The sequence below is a fragment of the Streptococcus sp. DD11 genome, assembly GCF_001578865.1.
Taxonomy (GTDB): domain Bacteria; phylum Bacillota; class Bacilli; order Lactobacillales; family Streptococcaceae; genus Streptococcus; species Streptococcus panodentis.
Genome location: NZ_KQ969393.1, coordinates 103,578 through 123,510 on the forward strand (window position 1 = coordinate 103,578; position 19,933 = coordinate 123,510).

The following is a 19,933-nucleotide window of genomic DNA, read 5'->3' on the forward strand; positions in this document are numbered from 1 at the left end:
TTTTTGCATGGTAGCCTCCTGAATGAATTGGAAATGGATTGGACCGAGAAGCCAGAGCAGATGGATACTCTTTCTGTTTGCTGTTCAAAGACAGTCAAAGATGACAAGGCAAAGCAGCGCAGCCAGCGGAGCTTTTTGACAATTCCTAGCGGAAGCTTTATCTGTCCCCTCAAAACCTCCACTGGAGCTTTTGAGCAGCTCGCTTCCTCGTTTGCTGATGATTGTCATTGAGTATGAGACGATTGAGAGTAAATCTTCCCTAAAGAAGTAGCATCTTGGCTTTTCAAAGAGTATCAGCATTCTCATCGTTTGAGCAATCGGCCCTCAGTATCAGTGCAATCCGACAAATTGTGATATAATGTACTTATGAATATTATAACCTCAAAAGCCAATAATGTGGTAAAAAAAGCTAAAAAACTGCATCAAAAAAATACCGCAGGGCTTCCTATCTGATTGAGGGCTGGCATCTTTTTGAGGAAGCGGTGAAGGGTCAGGCTGAGCTGATTCGGATTTTTGCCTTGGCAGACTATGCAGAGCAGCTGGCGGCCTTTCCCCAGACAGTCTTTGTCAGTCCGGATATTCTGGCAGACCTGGCAGACAGCAAGACCCCGCAGGGAATTGTGGCAGAAATTGCTCTTGACCAAGAGGAACCGCCTGCAAGCCTGTCTGGGCGCTGTCTTTTTCTGGAGGATGTTCAGGATCCGGGCAATGTCGGCACCATGATTCGCACGGCAGATGCTGCTGGCTTTGATGCGGTTGTTATTTCCAGTCATTCAGCTGATATTTACAGTCTCAAGACCCTGCGCTCTATGCAGGGCAGCCATTTTCACCTGCCTGTTTACCGCATGGAGACGGCCGCTTTCATTGCCTTGGCTCGGGCTTCTCACCTGCCGCTCTTGGCAACGACTCTGTCGGAAGATTCCCTTGATTACAGGGAATTGAGCAAACCCGAAAAGTTTGTGCTGGTTATGGGCAATGAAGGCCAGGGCATCAGTCCAGAAATAGCAGACGCAGCAGATGTTTTGGTCCATATTTCCATGAAGGGCCAGGCTGAAAGCCTGAATGTTGCAGTCGCAGCCGGCATTTTGATTTTTTTCTTAAGCTAAAATTCAGAAAATGAGGTATAATAGAAAGCAATTGGAGGTGATGCGATGCCTTACAGGGAGGACAAGGAATTTATGGCTTATGTTGGCCGTCTGCTTGAGCAGCCCAGTGTTCAGCGTTTAAAGGAAATTCCCCACCATATTCATTCCAACCGGCTTGAACATTCTATCAATGTCAGTTATACTAGTTATAGAATTGCTAAAAAGCTTGGCTGGAATGCCCGCAGTACGGCCCGCGGCGCTCTGCTGCATGATTTATTCTACTATGACTGGCGGGTGACCAAGTTTAAAAAAAGCCATGCTTGGGTTCATCCCCGCTTAGCCGTTCGCAATGCCCGCAAAATTACCAAATTAAATAAAGTTGAAGAGGATATTATTGTCAAGCATATGTGGGGGGCAACCCTTGCACCGCCGCGTTACAGGGAGTCCTATATCGTGACCATGGTTGACAAATACTGTGCTGTCAAAGAAGCGACAGAGCCTTGGCGGCGGAAAATTGGTAATCGCAAATTGTTTCATCGCAGAATGATGAAACCCTGAATTTCAGTGTACAATGATAAAGGAGAAACTATGAATCATACAATTATCCACGATAAGACGGATGTTAATGCCTTCTATGCTAAAATCTATTCCTTGGTCGGAATCGGTCTGGGAATTTCGGCTTTTGTCTCAGCCTTGATGCTGACCCTCTTTCAGGACGTCATTATTTCTGTTCTGACAGGCTCCATTTGGATCTTTTACGCAGCTGGTGCAGCTGAGCTGATTCTGGTCCTGGTGGCTTCAGGAATGGCTCTGAGAAACAGCAGTGCAGCGCTGCCTATTTTCCTGCTCTATTCTGGGCTCAATGGTTTCACCCTCAGCATTATCATGGCTCTGTATACCCAATCAACCGTTCTGTCCGCCTTTGTGACGGCTACCATTATGTTCTTTATCATGGCCTTTATCGGCAAGGTGACCAAAAAAGACCTTTCTGGTATCGGGAAAGCCTGTATGGCGGCTCTGATTGGCCTGATTGCTGCTGGTCTGGTTAATATCTTTCTGCAAAGTTCGATGATGGACTTTATTACCAGCATCATCGGAGTAGTCGTGTTTTCAGGTTTGATTGCTTGGGATAATCAGAAAATCCGTTATGTCTATGAGCAGACCAATGGCAATCCCGGCAATGGCTGGGCCGTTTCCCTTGCGCTTTCGCTCTATCTGGACTTTATCAATCTTTTCCTCAATCTGCTGCGTATTTTTGGCAGAAGGGATTAAGGAGCTATTAAAGGCTGTTTCAGCCTTTTTTATTTTACAAATTGGAGCTATACAGAGTCAGGCAGCGTTCAGGCCTTTTTGTTTCCCCTGCTTTTTTATGATATAATGAAGCAAGCAAAGAGAAAGCAGGAAAGAGTATGAAAAGACCTTTTATCAGCCGCCAAGCATTAGCCCAGATTACAGAGGAGTTTCCCACGCCTTTCCATCTCTATGACGAGAGAGGGATTCGGGAGACGGCGCGTGCTCTGCATCAGGCCTTTGCCTGGAATCCAGGCTTTAAGGAGTATTTTGCGGTCAAAGCTACGCCGAATCCCACTATCCTCAGGATTTTGCAGGAAGAGGGCTGCGGGCTAGACTGTGCCAGCTATGTGGAACTGCTGATGAGCCAGAAATTGGGCTTTGCCGGGCCGGATATCATGTTTTCCTCCAATAACACTCCGGCAGAGGAATTCCAATTTGCCCGCCAGCTGGGAGCGACCATAAACCTTGACGCTTACGAAGATGTGGCTTTTCTGAAAGAGACTGCGGGCATTCCCAAGGTCATTTCCTGCCGCTACAATCCCGGCGGAGTCTTTGAGCTGGGAACCAGCATTATGGACAACCCAGAAGAGTCCAAGTTTGGGATGACCAAGGCGCAGCTGATTCAGGCTTTTAAAGAGTTAAAGGAGCTGGGTGCTGAGCAGTTTGGAATCCATGCCCTCTTGGCCTCTAATACTGTCAGCAACGACTACTATCCTGAATTGGCCCGCCAGCTTTTTGAGCTGGCTGTAGAAGTAGTGGCTGAGACAGGAGTCGAGCTGGACTTCATCAATCTCTCGGGCGGCATCGGTATCAACTACCGGCCCGAAGAAGAGGCCAATGACATTGCCGCTATCGGCGCAGGCGTTCGTCAGGCCTATGAAGAAATCCTGGCACCGGCAGGACTGGGGCAGGTCAAGATTTATACCGAGCTGGGCCGCTTTATGCTGGCGCCGCATGGTCTTTTGGTCACCAAAGTAACCCATAAGAAGCAGACCTACCGTACCTATCTGGGGGTGGATGCGTCAGCGGTCAATCTGCTGCGTCCGGCCATGTACGGCTCTTATCATCATATTACCAATATGGACCGTCCTGACGGGGAAACGGAGCTGGTCGATGTGGTCGGCAGCCTCTGTGAAAATAATGATAAATTTGCCGTTCAGCGCCGGCTGCCTGTCAGTCAGATCGGCGACACGCTGGTCATCCACGATGCCGGCGCCCACGGTTTTTCTATGGGCTATCAGTACAATGCCAAGCTCCGCTCCAGCGAAATTCTCCTGCAGGAAAACGGCCAAGCCCGCATGATTCGCCGGGCAGAAAGACCCGAAGATTATTTTGCGACGCTCTATGGCTTTGATTTTGAAAAATAGAGAAAATTTGGTATAAAAGTCTCTCAAACAAGATGACAGTTTTATATAGAATTCTCTTGGGTCAAATGATTATATAGACTGCTTTTCTATTGAAAGGATACCTGAAATTGCGAGTCAGGACGATATTGTTTTAGTGATTTCTTTAAATGGCAGTTTAGAAGAGACAAATGTAATTTTATTAAAGGCCAAAGGGAATGAAGCTAAGACTGTTGCCAGTACAAATCTATCGATTAGTTGATTGATTATACATTGCATGTTTATAACACCCCACTATTCAGGAAAGATTAAGCTCACACTCGAAGCTCTATTTAATGAGTAATATCTTATACGAAAAATATTACGGCTCTATACTATCTGGAGTGGATCTACCCACTACAGAAATTATAGAGCCTATTTTTATAGCCAAAAATTCTTAACCCAGCAGATCGTAACTAACTATTTGAGGTGGTGAATAAGATTTAGTTTTTCCTAAACCCTCAACAGTTTAACAGGTTGCTGAAGCTTGCGACGTTGGGCCAAGAACTAAAAATTGAACAGTTTTAGTTCTTATACAGAGTGCGGGCCAGACTTCCGACATGCAAGTCAACCCTCCATTTTTTTGCACAAAAATTGATACGTTCCAAACCAATGCCTTATAATTAGAAAATACATTGGAAAATTCTGCGGAGAAAACACTTTTATTCATATATTCAGAAGAAAAACAACAAAAATAATTGACACGTTCCAAAAATAATGTATAATAAAATGTAAGGGGTTACATTTTAAAAGATAAGGAGGACTTTATGGAATCTCTTTTAGAGTTACGCAAAAAAGGCGTTATTGTTGCAGCCCATAGGGGTACTAGCGGTGGGAATGTCATTCAAAATACTGCTTTAGCTTATATAAATGCTCTGAGGCATGGAGCTGATATGGTTGAAGTGGACGTGATACGCTCAACTGATGGAAAATTCTATGGCTTTCATGATGGGCAAGAAGACATTGTTTTTGGTGAGAAGCTCAATATACTCAAGATGAGTTCAGCTGAAATTGATAAGCAGCCAGTCCGGAATACTTCGGGAGAATTTATTTCTCAAAGAGTAGAAAGTTTGGATTTCATTTTCAGTAAGCTGTACGGGAAATGCTGGATTAATATTGATCGCAGCTGGTTTTATTGGGACACTTTTTTAGATAAATTAAAAGATAGTGAACTTTTGAATCAGTTATTGCTAAAAGCACCTGCTAAGAAAGAATATCTAGATATGCTGGTTCAGTCAGGTTTAAAGATTCAGTTTATGCCGATTGTAGCGACGAAAGAAGAACTGGATTTGGTTCTGTCTTACCAAGAGCTTGAACTTGCAGCTATAGAATTGATTTTTGAAAATTTTGATTCAGAACTTTTGAAAAAAGACACTATAGAATCTTTGAAGCGAAAAAATATTTTATTGTGGGTCAATGCTTTAACTTTAAATGATACTATTTTACTATCTGCTGGTCTAGATGATAATCTTGCGATTATAGAAGGCGCAGAGGAAAGCTGGGGACGGTTGATGGATCTTGGTTTTGACATTATTCAGACAGACTGGCCTTTATTATTAAAAAACTATAACAAGGGTTAAAATTATTTACTAATACTCTTTGAAAAACTCTTCAAACTGCACCAGTGTCGCCTTGCTTTACCAGTCCGGGGGAGTGAAAAGGTCTGGTAGACCTTTACAGCCCGAACCTAGAAACGAGATAGTGAGGTAGAAAGGTTGCGGATAAGGCAAGCGAAGCTTGTATCAGCCGCAAGCCTTTGACTGACTTTGTCAGTCTTATCCGCGCCTCAACAATCTCCCAGACTGTTGAGCAACCTGCGGCTAGCTCCCTAATTTGCTGATGATTTTCATTGAGTATAAAATCTTAAAAACGGAGGAACATAAAATGAAAAAACTGATGATGCTGATGACAGCTTTCTGCTTATTGGTACTGACAGCCTGCGGCTCGTCTGCTAAAAATGAAAATTCTGAGTCTGAAACTGGTAAGGTTGATAAGAATCAGCAATTGGTTATTTATTCTAACTCTGCTTCAGATGGCCGGAAAGAGTGGCTGACAGAAAAAGCCAAAGAAGCAGGATTCAATATTCAAGTCGTTGATATTCCTGGCGGAGAATTGGCTGACCGTCTAATTGCAGAGAAGAATAATGGAGTAGCCGATATGGTTTACGGCCTTAATAATCTGGAGTACAATAAACTCAAAGCAGAGGATTTACTCGTCAAGTATGAACCATCATGGGCATCCGATGTAGATACAAGTCTTGGCGATAAAGAGGGTTACTACTATCCAACGGTTGTTCAGCCACTTGTTCTGATTGGGAAAAAGGATGTGAAAATGCCAAGTGACTGGAGCGATTTAGCTGATACGCAGTACAAGGATAAGTACGGTATTTTCAGTCTAAGCGGAGGAACTTCTAAGACAGTGCTGGCAAGTATTCTAGTTCGTTATAAAGATAAAAATGGCGATTTAGGTATTTCCGATAAAGGATGGGATATTGCTAAAAAGTACATACAAAATGCTTATATTTATGCGCAGGATGAAAATTTTGCGACAACTATTTTAGAGGGAGACAAAGGCCTTGACTACAGCATGGTCTGGGGTTCAGGTCTATTGCAGGCTGAAAGCGAACGCTCTTATGATTTCCAAGTTATGAGTCCGAAGGTCGGTGTACCATTTGTTACAGAACAGGCAGCTGTCATTTCTTCATCTAAAAAGCAGGAGTTAGCTAAAGAATTTATTAATTGGTTTGGCGGAGAAGAATTGCAGGCTGAATGGAGTAAAAAATTTGGAACCATTCCGGCCAACAAGAAAGCGCTGGAATCTGCTTCAGAAGACGTGAAGAAATTTAGAGAAGAAGTTAATCCGCAGGAAATGGATTGGGAATTCATTGCTGAAAACATTGACAAATGGGTCGAAAAAGCTGAATTAGAATTTGTTCAATAATTAAAATTAATTAGTTAGTTATAGGGAAGCAAGATGATTAAATTTGATAATATCGAAATTTCTTATGGGGATTTTGTCGCCATTGAAAATTTAAATTTAGAAATCGAGGAAGGTGAGTTTTTCACTTTCCTAGGCCCTAGCGGCTGCGGAAAATCAACAACCCTTAGAGCTTTAGTCGGTTTTTTAACTCCAAGCAAAGGCAGTATCTTTGTGGATAGCAAGGATATTACCCATACAGAGCCGGAACAGAGAGGCATTGGAATTGTTTTTCAGTCCTATGCTTTGTTTCCGACCATGACAGTATATGAAAATATTGCTTTTGGTCTGAAAGTTAAAAAAGTTAGTCCAGATATTATTAAGGCAAAGGTTTACGAGGTTGCGAAAAAGATTAAGATTTCTGAACAGCAGTTAACGAGGAATGTTTCGGAATTGTCGGGCGGTCAGCAGCAACGGGTTGCTTTGGCGCGTGCTTTGGTGTTGGAACCTACCATTCTATGCTTAGATGAACCCTTATCCAATTTAGATGCAAAACTACGAATTGATCTTCGCAAGGAGCTGAAACGACTGCAGAAAGATCTAAAAATTACAACTCTTTATGTTACACATGATCAAGAAGAGGCTCTGACTTTATCCGATAGGATTGCAGTCTTTAATAATGGTTATGTTGAGCAGGTTGGCAGTCCTAAAGAAATTTACAATGCATCAAAGACCCAGTTTGTCTGTGAATTTATCGGGGACAGCAATGTTCTGTCGGCAGAAGTTCTTCAGGAGATTTCTCATGGTACAGATTATCACTATCAGGATAAGGAAGGGTTTATTCGCTTGGAAAGGCTTCGCTTCACCAGAGAAAGCGAGCGGGATTTGAGCTGTCAGGCAGTGGTCAGCGATTATGAATTTGAAGGTATTTTAATTAAATATACAGCAAAATTAGCAAACGGCGATACTATTTTTGTTCTGGAAAAAAACGATGGCATTTCAAACAGAGAAATCGGCGATCGCATAACCTTATACCTTAATCCTGATGATGTACTGCAGTACTAGGAGGCTGATATGAAAAAACAAAGAGTCAACTGGAAACAGCTGATACTAAAATCAGCGCTTCTGTGGCTAATCGTTGCTTTTGTAGTATTTCCGAATTTAAATCTATTAAAAGATGTTTTCTTTAAAAATGGAAATTTAACTTTTACGGCTGTGACCAAGGTTTTAAATTCGGAGAGGGCTATCAACAGTATTGCCAATAGCTTTATCTTAGCTGTTTCTATGGTTGTTACTGTTAATATAGTTGGTACTCTGATTGTCCTTTTGACAGAATATTGGGAGATCAAAGGTGCCAAAATTCTGCGGCTGGGGTATATGACTTCTCTGGTTTACGGTGGCGTGGTATTGGTTGCAGGCTATAAATTTGTCTATGGTTCAAAAGGTTTTATGACATCGCTCTTTCAGATAATCTTGCCTAACTTGGATTCAAATTGGTTTCATGGTTATGGTGCGGTTTTGTTCATTATGACCTTTGCCTGTACTTCCAATCATATTATGTTTCTGACAAATGCAGTGCGCTCGCTTGATTACCATACGATTGAGGCCGCCAGAAATATGGGAGCCAAGCCTTTAACTGTTATTTACAAAATTGTTTTGCCGACATTGAAACCGACGCTGTTCGCCTTAACTATTCTGACTTTTCTGACTGGTCTATCAGCAGTTTCAGCACCTTTGATTGTTGGAGGAACGGAATTTCAGACCATAAATCCGATGATTATTACGTTTGCTAAGACTACTGCATCTCGTGATATTGCAGCTTTTCTGGCGATTATTTTAGGACTGGCAACAATTATTTTGCTGACTATTTTAAACAGAGTGGAGCGCGGCGGCAATTATATTTCTGTCAGTAAAACGAAGGCTGCCTTGCATAAGCAGAAGATTTTATCTCCTGTCTGGAATGTTATTCTTCATGTCGTTGCTTATATCCTGTTTTTGATTTATATGATGCCGATTGTTCTGGTTGTCTTGTATTCATTCAGTTCCTCAGCAGCTATTAAATCCGGTAAGTTAATTCTGTCAGAATTAACTTTAGATAATTATCAGCAGCTGTTTGAAAGTTCATCAGCCTTCACTCCTTATCTGGTCAGTCTGATTTATTCTTTGCTGGCAGCTGTGTTAGTGACCTTCTTAGCGATTATCATTGCTCGAATTGTGCATAAGTCCAAGAAGAAATTCGATGTGATTTTCGAATACGGGGCACTCCTGCCTTGGGTTTTGCCGAGTACCTTGATTGCTATTGGTTTACTTTTTACATATAATGTTCCAAGATTGTTAGTTTTCAATCAGGTTTTGGTCGGGACTCTTATTATTATGCTGATTGCCTATATAGTCGTCAAGCTGCCTTTTTCCTATCGTATGATTAAAGCGGTATTCTTCAGTATTGACGACAATATGGAGGAAGCGGCAAAGAGTATGGGAGCCTCCACTCTCTATACAATGGTGAAAGTCATTATTCCTTTCATCATGCCGACCGTGCTGTCCGTTATTGTGCTGAATTTCAACTCCTTATTGGCTGACTATGATTTATCTGTCTTTTTATACCACCCTTTGTATCAGCCGCTGGGAATTGTTATTAAAGCTGCCAGTGATGAGACAGCCACATCAAACGCTCAGGCTATGAGCTTTGTTTATACAGTTGTTTTGATGCTGATGTCATCTGTTGCATTATTTGTTACTCAATATCGTAGAAAGAAATGAGAGGATAGTAGTGATAGGTAGAGATAACTTAAGTCTTACTTCTATCATGTTTCGTATTTTACTGTCTGTTATCATTGGAGGAATCATTGGCCTAGAAAGAGGAAGAAAAGCGCAGTCGGCAGGCTTTAGGACTTATATATTGGTCTGTCTGGGGTCAGCTATGGTGATGATGACCAATGAATTTGTTTCTGAAATTTATCATACAGGAGATCCAACCCGAATGGGCGCTCAGGTTATCAGTGGGATTGGTTTTTTAGGAGCCGGTACGATACTGGTTACGAAGAACAACCGAGTGAAAGGGCTGACGACTGCAGCGGGTATTTGGACCTCTGCAGCTATTGGCTTAGCCATCGGAATAGGCTTCTATTCGGGAGCAATCGCCTGCGCTGTAGCATTATTGCTCATTATGACTATTTTTCAGCCTTTAAAGAGTTATATCCAAAAACGTTCACGGAAGGTAGATGTTTATTTGGTATTAACATCTTTGGAGGCTTTTAATCGTTTGTTGATTTATCTCTCAAATCATCAGATTAAAGTGAACAACATTCAAAATGGCTTGATTGATACGGATACGCTTTACCATGCCAACAATGAAAAAGGAGAAATCGGCTGTTATTTTTCTCTGACTTTAAATGATACATTTGATCATTTAAAGTTCATCGAGGATATTCATCAGCAGCCAGGAGTAAAATATATAGAAGAAATAAAAGAGTGAGATAATGATTGATACAATTGTTTTTGATATGGGAAATGTTCTCATTGAATGGAATCCCCAAAAAGTGATTGATTTTTATGAAAAGGATGCTGAACGGGCCAACAGGCTGAATCTGGCGATTTTTCAATCACAGATTTGGCATCAGGTAGATAAGGGGCTGCTGCCGCTTTCTGATGCTGTGAAACAGGTATGTCTTCGTTTGGATGGCAGTTACAGCAAGACCATAGAAAATATTTTTTATAATTGGTATCAGGCCTTGGATAAACGCCTTGTTTTGCAGCAAGCTGCCATCAGCTATGCGAAAAAAGGCTATCATATTTATATCTTGTCTAATACATCGGAGATTTATTATCGCTTGGAAGAAGACTGGCTGCCGATAGCTAAAGTCATTCAGGGAAAGCTGCTGTCATTTGAGGAAAAGCTTATGAAACCTGATGCAAGTATTTATAGGTGTTTCTTAGAAAGGTATGATTTGAAAGCGTCAAACTGTCTTTTTTTGGATGATATGGCAGAAAATGTTCAGGCTGCTAAAACTGTTGGAATGGAAGCGATCCAGGTCTTTGATGAAAAAACAGCAGTGGAGCAGCTGAATCATTATTTAGAACGTTTTGGTAAATACTAAAATTGTGATAGAATGAACTTATACTCAAACGATGAACATTCACACTGGACCTCGAAACGCTCAGAAAGTTGCTTTGAAGTAACGGATGAAGTCGATACAACCGGAAGTGAGGCTGACTTGACAAAAGTTGGAAACTGCTTTTTCTTTATCCGCTGCTGCCAACAACCTGGGAGTAGCTGAAACGAGTCAAAGGTATGGATGTGTGGGTTTAAACAGAAAGAGAGTATTAAGTAATACAGTATCAAAGGGATTCATATGGTCACGATTAAAGATATAGCAAAAATGGCTGGTGTTTCTCACGGCACAGCTTCCAATGTACTTAACAAAAAAGGGAATGTTAGCACCCAGAAAATCCAGTTAGTTGAAGAAGCAGCGAAAAAATTAGGCTATCAGCTTAATTCCCAAGCCCAGCTCTTAAGGAAAAAGAACTCGGACAAGGTGGTTGTTCTGCTGCCTATGAGCCTTCAGGACAAATATACCCTGTTTTTATCCATTTTATCTAAATATTTTTATCGCAAAAATATAGAGGTAGAAGTTTCTTATATTTTTGATAGAAAAGAAGTGGATCAAGCGATTGAAAAACGTTCGGCCAGTCTGCCTAAGGCAATTGTTTGCTGCGGAATGAGGCCAACAAACAGCTATCTTTCTTCTAAGAACAGTTTAAATATTTATTATGTGGATTTTTGGAGTTCTAAGAAGTTACCTAAATTAATCAATATTGGTTTTAATCATGATAAAACTTTTTATGCTATTTCTGATTTAATACAGCGCTATGATATAACAGATTTAAGGATTTTATCTCATGAGCTTGAAAGAGACAGACAGTTTATCCATGATTTAGAAAATTATCTTGACTGTGACAATCCTATACCGGTTACTCGTATTAATGATTCAAAAATATTATTGAATTTATTTGAATTGGTCAAGAAATCTGCAAGACACACGCTGGTTGTTTCGACCAGTCCGGATTTAACAGAACTGTTTATGAAAACGGCGGAGTGGAACGGATTTGAAGCCAATACCCACATCGTGACAATTTGCAATCGACAGATTTTTCATCAATCGGGTATGGATTATATTGAATTAAATATCGAAAAATGCGCGAATGCAGTTGCTAGAAAAATTGATAATCTATCGAAAGAAGATTTGGAAATTCAGGCTGATGGTCTCTATCAACAGCTGTCAGTTCCAGTCAGCGGTCAAAAACAAAAGATAAAAATGCTGACGATTGAGAGCCCGATGACAGAGGCGATGAAGTCGTTGCTGGACAAATATCACAGTCTTTCCGGCATAGAAGTGAAAATTGATACCTTGCCTTATCATCTGCTGTATGAATTAGTAATGGAACGTTCACCAAAACTGCAGGAATATGAATTAGTCAGGTTGGATATGGCTTGGTTAAGGAGTGTTGATAAAGCCTTACTGCAAAACTTACAGGATTCTGCAGCGATAAAAAATATAATGCAGAAGTTTGATGCAAAACTGGTGGCTGAGTATGTACATATTAATGACGAACTGTATACAATACCTCTTGATATTAGTGTTCAGATGTTGTTTTACAGAAAGGATCTCTTTGAAGATAAGCTATTTCAAAGGCGGTATTTTGAAACAACCAGAGAACATTTAAAAGTTCCTGAAAATTTTAAACAATTTGACCGAATTACAAGATTTTTAAGAAATGAATCTATTCAAACAGAATACAATTTATACGGGCATACTATTTCAGATTTAAATCCAATTTTGTCGTACAGTGATTTTATTCCAAGATTAAAGGAGAAAATTAAACAGGAAGCATTCACTGAGGAACTGTTTGAAAAAACACTGGAGGAATATACTGCAAGCAGGGATTTTTCTTTAAATAATTCAGAGGATCACTGGCGTCAGGTTGCTGATAATTTTGCCTTGGGAAAGACAGCTATGGAAATTATTTATTCAAACTATGCCTTTCGTTTTTTGCGTGGCTCAAGCGTTTTAAGCAGCAGCATGATAGGTGTTGCTGATATTCCAGGTCAATCTCCCCTGCTTGGCGGAGGCTGTCTGGGAATTATCAAAAATGGAAATAATCGTTTGGCGCTTGATTTTATGACTTGGCTTTATTCTGATGAAATCCTGCAAGTCTTATCTCATCTGGGAGGTTTTGTCATTACGAAGAATGCCAAAAATGACATTACGTTATTAAATAGTTATCCATGGTTAGAAGATTTCTCAGAAAAAATGAGAAAAGGCAGTCGATTTCATATCGGAGAGTTGCAGATGACTTTTGAGAAAGAAAAAACTTATGGAGAAGAAATAAAAAAACACCTGCAAAAACGGTTAGAAAAATAGGCGAGTAGATTTGCACAGCAAAATTTTTTTATAAACAACTTTATCAGAATTTTAAATTTAATTTTTAAAATAGAAGCGTCACTGTTGTAGTTGGCGCTTTTAAATAATCTAATCAATTGATCAAATAGAAGATAGGGGGAATGGCCAATATCGTCATTTAGTTTATCTTTTATTTCGTCGTTAACTTGCCTTGCTCCAACAGTCCAGAAGGACTGTTGGAGGCTGGAGATAAAGGGAACGCAGTTCTCGGCTTTCGTTCAGTCCGAACCTAGAAACAAGATAGTGAGATCGAAAGGCTGTGGATAAGGAGGCTGAGACAGACTCCCGTGGTGACTGTGTCCTCACTCACAGGGGGATGTAACTTTTGGAAGATGCTGTATAAAAGTTCTTCAGTCTCGCTTTGTTTTGGTAAAAAACTCTTGACTCGGTAGCTGATTGCTCAAAAGCTCCAGTGGAGGTTTTGAGGTTATAGATAAAGCTTCCGATCACTACTAAAAGCAAAGGAAAAGACTATACAATTTCCAATCTGAAATCTAAAACTTTAGAAGTCATTTTACATTAGTATTGAAATAATTCCGACCTTTTCTCGATGATGGAATTTTACTAGCTCTTGCCAATAATTAGTGAAAGCAGTGTTATTGAGGCTCTAAGCTCAGCAGCATGCTGTGGAACTCTGCAATTCTTTTGCTGCAAGCTGCGTTTGCTCGAACCCTAGCCTTTCAGCCTTACTTCCAGTTTCTAGAATCAGATTGAAAAAGATTCCCGGGCTGTTGAAGCTGACGTCCGCCAAAAAGGATGTGAAACTAAAATAGAATTAGTATAAATCTTGAAAAGCTTTATTTTTCAAAGTTTTCTCTTACTAGGCAAAAATTTTCTAATATGGTATAATAAGAAGTAATGTAAAAATGGAATAGAGGAGTTCTTGATATGAATCTAGTTTTACCAATTTTCTTGGTGATTGCCGCCTTTGCCGGAGGCATCATTTTGGGGATGTACTTGCTGCGCCGTCAGGTGGAAAAGGAATTTGCGGAAAATCCGCGCTTGAATGTGGAAGCGGTCCGTACTCTGCTCAGTGCCAGCGGCCAGCGGCCGAGTGAGGCCAAGGTGCATCAGGTGTACCGTCAGATTATCAGCCAGCAGAAAGCAGCGCTGGCCAACAGCAAAAAGAAAAAATAATCTGCAGCCAGCCTCGCTGCTTTGAGGCTGAGCAGAATTTAGGACCTGTATTCTACGGAGGCGGCTTGGCCAGTGAGAGAGGATGTTCTCCTTGGATGGGGTAAGCTGCAGGCATACAGGTTCTTATATAAAAAATGGGGATTTGGACTCGGCTTCCAATCCCTTGTTTTAGAAAGAAGACCTTATGGACAATCGACCAATCGGTTTTTTAGACTCGGGTGTGGGGGGGCTGACTGTTGTCCGCGAGCTCATGCGGCAGCTCCCCCACGAAGAGGTAATTTATATCGGAGATTCGGCACGGGCCCCATATGGCCCAAGGCCTGCTGAGCAGATCCGGGCTTATACTTGGCAGCTGGTCAACTTTCTCCTGACCAAGGATGTCAAGATGATAGTTTTTGCCTGCAATACAGCAACGGCAGTCGTCTGGGAGGAAATCAAAGAGCAGCTGGCGATTCCTGTCTTGGGTGTCATCCTGCCGGGGGCCAGCGCGGCTATTAAGTCAACAGCCAGCGGCCGAATCGGTGTCATTGGAACCCCCATGACAGTCAAATCAGACATCTACCGCCAGAAGATCCAGGCCCTGTCTCCGGACATGCAGGTGGAAAGTCTGGCCTGTCCCAAATTTGTACCTTTGGTGGAGTCCAATGAGCTGACTTCCAGCGTGACCAAAAAGGTGGTCTATGAAAGTCTGCAGCCGCTGGCCGGCCGTGTAGATACCTTGGTTCTGGGCTGTACCCACTATCCGCTCTTGCGGCCGATTATTCAAAATGTTATGGGACCCCAGGTCAAGCTGATTGACAGCGGGGCCGAATGCGTGCGGGACATTTCTGTCCTGCTCAATTATTTTGAAATCAACCGCAGCCGTGATAAGCAGGAACTGAACCACCGATTTTACACAACAGCCAGTGCCAAGAGCTTTGCGGAGATTGCAGAGAGCTGGCTCGGAAAAGAGATAATTGTGGAGCATGTAAGACTATGACAAAGACAAATGCAAACAAGATTTATGAGTATATTGATGAGGCCAACTGGTTTCTGGGGGAATGGGTGGACTATCGGAGAATGTGCCAGACCTTTTCAGGGATTGCCCGCGAAGAGAGGCAGCTGCTGGAGAGGATCAATGATGAGCTGGCCGGCCTGGTCAATCGGGACCGGGGCAGTTTTTCAACCGTAGTCGTCAAATACCACTCTCCGCTTTCTTATATCCAATTTGTTCTGGATATGATCAATGAAGCTCAGGCGACGCACTTTAAGGTGGTTTCCCATAAGGGAGCGATCCTGATCACCCACCATGATAAGCTGAAGAAAATCTTCTTTCTCAGTCAGCAGGAAATCAGCCTGAATGACTTTTTTGGAAAGGAAGGCGAAGAAGTTTCGGTCGGAGATACGATTTTAATCGCTACCCGCAATGAGGGCAAAACAGCTGAATTTCGCAAGCTTTTTGATAAGCTGGGCTACAGGGTGGAGAACCTCAATGATTATCCCGAGCTGCCTGAGGTGGAAGAAAGAGGGACGACCTTTGAGGAAAATGCCCGTCTGAAAGCAGAAACCATCAGTCAGCAGACTGGCAAGATGGTGTTGGCAGATGACTCGGGGCTGGAAGTGGATGTTTTGGGCGGTATGCCTGGTGTCTGGTCAGCCCGCTTTGCCGGCAGGGGAGCGAGCGATGATGAAAACAATATCAAGCTTCTGCACGAATTGGCCATGGTTTTTGATATTAAGGACCGTTCGGCCCATTTCCATACGACGCTGGTCGTTGCCAGTCCGGATCGGGAATCTTTGGTAGTAGAAGCGGATTGGCCGGGCTATATTGCCCATGAGCCAAAGGGAGAAAATGGCTTTGGCTACGATCCCTTATTTTTAGTGGGAGAAACAGGAAAAACATCTGCCGAGCTGACCTTGGAAGAAAAGAATGCTCAGTCCCATCGGGCTCAGGCAGTGCAGAAATTAGTGGAGGTATTTCCAGCATGGCAAAGCAAACAATCATAGTCATGAGTGATTCTCATGGGGACCGTGCGATTGTAGAGGAGATAAAGAATCGTTATTTGGGAAAGGTGGATGCTATTTTTCATGACGGCGATTCGGAGCTGCCTTTTGATGATGAGATTTGGGAGGGCATTTCTGTCGTAGCCGGCAATATGGACTTTTACGACGGCTATCCAGAGCGTTTGGTGACAGATCTGGACGGCACCGTTATCGCCCAGACCCACGGCCATCTCTTTCATATCAATTTTTCTTTTCAAAAGCTAGATCTGTGGGCACAGGAAGTAGGAGCGGACATCTGTCTGTACGGCCATCTGCATATTCCTGAGGCATGGATGGAGGGGAAAATCCTCTTTGTCAATCCGGGCTCTATCAGCCAGCCGCGCGGTCTGATTAACGAGCGGCTCTACGCCAAGCTGGAAATCGAAGCGGACCGTTTCCGGGTGGACTACTACACACGTGAACACCAGCTTTACCCAAGCCTTTCTAAGGAGTTTGCACGATGATTGCCAAAGAATTTGAAGCCTATCTGCTGGAGCATGAAGAGACTTTTCTGACACCAGAGGCCAATTTAGCGGTCATGGTGGATACTCACAATGTGGATCATGCCCTCTTGCTGCTCAGTCAGATGACCTATTCCCGTATCCCGGTGGTGACGGCGGATAAACAGTTTGTCGGCACGATTTCCCTGACGGATATTATGGCCTACCGCCTGCAGCATGATCTGCCGGAAGAAGTCTTTATGACCACTGATATTGTGCATATGACCAAAAAGGATGGGCTGACGGTGGAGCCAGACTATGCTCTTTCTGACGTCCTCCATAAGCTGGTCGATGAGTCCTTCCTGCCGGTGGTGGATAAGGGAGGCCATTTTCACGGGATTATCACCAGAAAGTCTATTTTGAAAGCGATGAATGCACTGATGCATAATTTCACCAGCCAATATAAGATTTGCAAAAAATGAAAGAACAGATTACCCCTTTTTTAGATCAGAAGAACATCTCAGAAAATTCTAAAATTGCCTACGCCTATGATTTGGACCAGTTTGTCGATGAAATCCACGGCAGGGTGACCGAGACCAATCTGCGGATTTATCAGGCCTCTATCAAGGATTTCAAGGCGGCAGTGCAGAAGCGCAAGCTGTCTGCGGTCAACCAGTTTCTCTATTTTTTGTACCAAAACGGCGTTATTGAGGAGTTCCACCGTCTGACCCTGCCCAAGGTGGCAGTGTCCAAGGAGCAGGAAAATGAACTGCTGGACCTGTCGGCCTTCTGGGAGGAGTCTGCGGTTCCCAAGGGCCGTCTCATGGCTCTGCTGATTTTGGAAATGGGCCTGCTGCCCAGTGAGATTCTGCAGGTCAAGATTGAAGACATCGATCTTGACTTTCAGATTTTGCGGATTGAAAAAGCCGGACAGAAGCGGATTATCAAGATTCCTGACAGCCTGCTGGGCGAGCTGGAAGTCAATCTGACCGGGACCTATCTCTTTGAGAAAAAAGGCAGATCCTATTCGCGGCAGTGGGGCTTTCGCCAGCTGGAAGCCTTCCTGCTGGAGCAGGGGCAGGACAGCCTGTCGGCCCAGAGTCTGCGGGAGCAGTTCATACTGCGTCAGCGGGAGAAAGGCATCGGCATTTATGATATTGCCCGTGACTTGGGCCTGAAAACGATTATTACGCTAGAAAAATACAGATAATGGATATCAAATTAAAAGATTTTGAGGGGCCGCTGGATCTCTTGCTGCACCTTGTTTCCAAGTATCAGGTGGATATTTACGATGTGCCCATTACGGAGGTCATCGAGCAGTATCTGGCCTATGTCGCTACTCTGCAGGCCATGAAGCTGGAAGTGACCGGCGAATATATGGTCATGGCCAGTCAGCTGATGCTGATCAAGAGCCGCAAGCTCCTGCCCAAGGTGGCAGATGAGGTGAATCTGGAGGATGATTTGGAGCAGGACCTGCTGAGTCAGATTGAGGAATACCGCCGCTTTAAGCTCTTGGGTGAGAAAATGTCTGTCCAGCACGAGGATCGGGCGCTTTATTATTCCAAGCCGAAGTTAGAGCTGGTTTATGAAGACGCTGAGCTCCTGCATGACAAGTCGACTATTGATCTTTTCTTGGCCTTCTCCAAGGTAATGGCCAAGAAACAGGAGGAGTTTTCTAAGAGCCATACGACCATTGTCCGGGATGAGTACAAGATTGAGGACATGATGGAAGTGGTGCGGAGCCGCTGCGCAGGCAGGAAACGTCTGGCTCTGCAGGAGATTTTTGCGGAAACCAAGGATATGAATGAGGTCATCACCCTTTTTCTGGCGACGCTGGAATTGGTCAAGGTACAGGAAGTTCAGGTCATTCAGGAAGAAAATTTTGGAAATATTTATTTAGTAGGAAGAGGAAATGAGTAAGTTAGCGGAGATTGAAGCCCTGCTTTTTGTGGCAGGAGAAGATGGTCTGAAAGTTCACCAGTTGTCGGAAATCCTTTCTTTGCCGCCGACCGGTGTGATGCAGAGTCTGGAGAAGCTGGCTGAGCAGTATGAGGCCAATCCGGATTCCAGCCTGACCCTGCTGGAAACTTCCAGAACCTATAAATTGGTCACGAAGCCAGAGTTTGCGGATCTTCTGCGCGAGTATTCGCGGGCTCCCATCAATCAGAGCCTGTCCCGGGCAGCTCTGGAGACCCTGTCCATCATTGCCTACAAGCAGCCGATTACCCGAGTGGAGGTGGATGATATCCGCGGGGTTAATTCCAGCGGTGCCTTGGCCAAACTCCTGGCCTTTGAGCTGGTGCGGGAAGATGGCAAGAAAGAGGTCATCGGCCGGCCCAATCTCTATGTGACGACCGATTATTTCTTAGACTATATGGGGATTAATCACTTAGAGGAACTGCCAGTAGTTGAGGAGCAGGAGCTGATAGCTGAAGAAAGTCAGCTTTTTACGGAAAGGACAGATATCGATGAGAATCAATAAATACATCGCCCATGCCGGGATTGCCAGCCGGCGCAAGGCCGAGGAGCTGATCAAGCAGGGGGTGGTCACTGTCAATGGAGAGACTGTGCGGGATTTGGCCACCACCATTAAGTCGGGCGACCGGGTAGAAGTAGACGGTCAGCCGATTTATAATGAGGAAAAAGTTTACTATCTCCTCAACAAGCCGCGCGGCGTTATCTCCTCCGTCAGCGATGACAAAGGGCGCAGGACCGTAGTTGATCTCCTGCCCGAAGTCAAGGAACGGATCTATCCTGTGGGCCGCTTGGACTGGGATACTTCGGGACTGCTTATTCTGACCAATGACGGCGACTTTACGGACGAGATGATCCACCCGCGCAATGAAATTGACAAGGTCTATGTGGCGCGCGTCAAGGGCTTGGCTAGTAAAGAAGTCCTGCGCCCGCTGACCCGCGGCATTGTCATTGACGGCAAGAAAACCAAGCCAGCTGTTTATAGTATTCTCAAGACGGATCCAGCTAAGAACCGCTCTGTGGTCGAGCTGACCATTCATGAAGGCCGCAATCATCAGGTCAAGAAGATGTTTGAAGCAGTCGGCCTTCAAGTGGACAAGCTGTCTCGGACCCGCTTCGGACATTTAGATCTGACCGGTCTGCGTCCAGGTGACTTTCGCCGCCTCAGCAAGAAAGAAATCAGCCAGCTCCATACTCTGGCTGTGACCAAGAAAAATGATTAA

At 43.5% G+C, this 19,933-nt stretch carries 20 protein-coding genes and 1 pseudogene; all 21 read left to right on the forward strand.

Annotated elements, in window-relative coordinates; all coding sequences use genetic code 11:
- Positions 1-231, forward strand: a 231-nt coding sequence (locus STRDD11_RS13860) for a hypothetical protein (protein ID WP_206512674.1), incomplete at its 5' end; no start/stop codon positions are given.
- A 135-nt stretch (positions 232-366) separates the two neighbouring features.
- Positions 367-1,106: pseudogene (locus STRDD11_RS03770) on the forward strand (RNA methyltransferase).
- A gap of 45 nt (positions 1,107-1,151) precedes the next feature.
- Positions 1,152-1,643 (forward strand): HDIG domain-containing metalloprotein, encoded by a 492-nt coding sequence (locus STRDD11_RS03775; protein ID WP_128835548.1) that lies wholly within the window; start codon positions 1,152-1,154, stop codon positions 1,641-1,643.
- Positions 1,644-1,673: 30 nt separating this feature from the next.
- Positions 1,674-2,357, forward strand: coding sequence for a Bax inhibitor-1/YccA family protein (locus STRDD11_RS03780; RefSeq protein WP_128835550.1), 684 nt, complete (start codon positions 1,674-1,676; stop codon positions 2,355-2,357).
- A 137-nt stretch (positions 2,358-2,494) separates the two neighbouring features.
- Positions 2,495-3,745: a diaminopimelate decarboxylase gene (locus STRDD11_RS03785; RefSeq protein ID WP_128835553.1), complete on the forward strand. Its 1,251-nt coding sequence runs from the start codon at positions 2,495-2,497 to the stop codon at positions 3,743-3,745.
- 782 nt (positions 3,746-4,527) lie between these two features.
- Complete coding sequence (locus tag STRDD11_RS03790) at positions 4,528-5,340, forward strand: glycerophosphodiester phosphodiesterase family protein (RefSeq protein ID WP_128835555.1); 813 nt, start codon at positions 4,528-4,530, stop codon at positions 5,338-5,340.
- Between the two features lie 304 nt (positions 5,341-5,644).
- On the forward strand, positions 5,645-6,700 hold the full coding sequence (locus tag STRDD11_RS03795; protein WP_128835558.1) for an extracellular solute-binding protein: 1,056 nt from the start codon (positions 5,645-5,647) through the stop codon (positions 6,698-6,700).
- 33 nt (positions 6,701-6,733) lie between these two features.
- Entirely contained in the window at positions 6,734-7,741 is a 1,008-nt protein-coding gene (locus STRDD11_RS03800) for an ABC transporter ATP-binding protein (protein ID WP_128835561.1), read from the forward strand.
- Between the two features lie 9 nt (positions 7,742-7,750).
- A complete protein-coding gene (locus STRDD11_RS03805) occupies positions 7,751-9,436 on the forward strand; it encodes an ABC transporter permease (protein ID WP_128835563.1) in 1,686 nt (561 codons plus the stop codon).
- 46 nt (positions 9,437-9,482) lie between these two features.
- Positions 9,483-10,151: an MgtC/SapB family protein gene (locus tag STRDD11_RS03810; protein ID WP_128836273.1), complete on the forward strand. Its 669-nt coding sequence runs from the start codon at positions 9,483-9,485 to the stop codon at positions 10,149-10,151.
- A 4-nt stretch (positions 10,152-10,155) separates the two neighbouring features.
- Positions 10,156-10,773 (forward strand): HAD family hydrolase, encoded by a 618-nt coding sequence (locus tag STRDD11_RS03815; protein WP_128835566.1) that lies wholly within the window; start codon positions 10,156-10,158, stop codon positions 10,771-10,773.
- A gap of 255 nt (positions 10,774-11,028) precedes the next feature.
- Positions 11,029-13,098, forward strand: a complete 2,070-nt coding sequence (locus STRDD11_RS03820) for an extracellular solute-binding protein (RefSeq protein WP_128835568.1) — start codon at positions 11,029-11,031, stop codon at positions 13,096-13,098.
- A gap of 927 nt (positions 13,099-14,025) precedes the next feature.
- Positions 14,026-14,274, forward strand: a complete 249-nt coding sequence (locus STRDD11_RS03825; protein ID WP_128835570.1) for a YneF family protein — start codon at positions 14,026-14,028, stop codon at positions 14,272-14,274.
- A gap of 184 nt (positions 14,275-14,458) precedes the next feature.
- Positions 14,459-15,253, forward strand: a complete 795-nt coding sequence (gene racE / locus STRDD11_RS03830) for a glutamate racemase (protein ID WP_128835572.1) — start codon at positions 14,459-14,461, stop codon at positions 15,251-15,253.
- On the forward strand, positions 15,250-16,260 hold the full coding sequence (locus STRDD11_RS03835; protein ID WP_128835574.1) for a nucleoside-triphosphate diphosphatase: 1,011 nt from the start codon (positions 15,250-15,252) through the stop codon (positions 16,258-16,260). Before racE ends, STRDD11_RS03835 begins: the two co-directional genes overlap by 4 nt.
- Positions 16,239-16,760: a metallophosphoesterase gene (locus STRDD11_RS03840; protein WP_128835576.1), complete on the forward strand. Its 522-nt coding sequence runs from the start codon at positions 16,239-16,241 to the stop codon at positions 16,758-16,760. Before STRDD11_RS03835 ends, STRDD11_RS03840 begins: the two co-directional genes overlap by 22 nt.
- On the forward strand, positions 16,757-17,218 hold the full coding sequence (gene cbpB / locus STRDD11_RS03845) for a cyclic-di-AMP-binding protein CbpB (RefSeq protein WP_128835579.1): 462 nt from the start codon (positions 16,757-16,759) through the stop codon (positions 17,216-17,218). Before STRDD11_RS03840 ends, cbpB begins: the two co-directional genes overlap by 4 nt.
- The gene (xerD, locus tag STRDD11_RS03850) at positions 17,215-17,946 is read left to right on the forward strand and encodes a site-specific tyrosine recombinase XerD (RefSeq protein WP_128835581.1); all 732 of its coding nucleotides are present in this window, start codon (positions 17,215-17,217) and stop codon (positions 17,944-17,946) included. Before cbpB ends, xerD begins: the two co-directional genes overlap by 4 nt.
- The gene (locus STRDD11_RS03855) at positions 17,946-18,656 is read left to right on the forward strand and encodes a segregation/condensation protein A (protein WP_128835584.1); all 711 of its coding nucleotides are present in this window, start codon (positions 17,946-17,948) and stop codon (positions 18,654-18,656) included. The genes xerD and STRDD11_RS03855 overlap by 1 nt, the downstream gene beginning before the upstream one ends.
- Positions 18,649-19,218: an SMC-Scp complex subunit ScpB gene (gene scpB, locus STRDD11_RS03860; protein ID WP_128835586.1), complete on the forward strand. Its 570-nt coding sequence runs from the start codon at positions 18,649-18,651 to the stop codon at positions 19,216-19,218. The genes STRDD11_RS03855 and scpB overlap by 8 nt, the downstream gene beginning before the upstream one ends.
- On the forward strand, positions 19,205-19,933 hold the full coding sequence (locus STRDD11_RS03865) for a pseudouridine synthase (protein ID WP_128835589.1): 729 nt from the start codon (positions 19,205-19,207) through the stop codon (positions 19,931-19,933). The genes scpB and STRDD11_RS03865 overlap by 14 nt, the downstream gene beginning before the upstream one ends.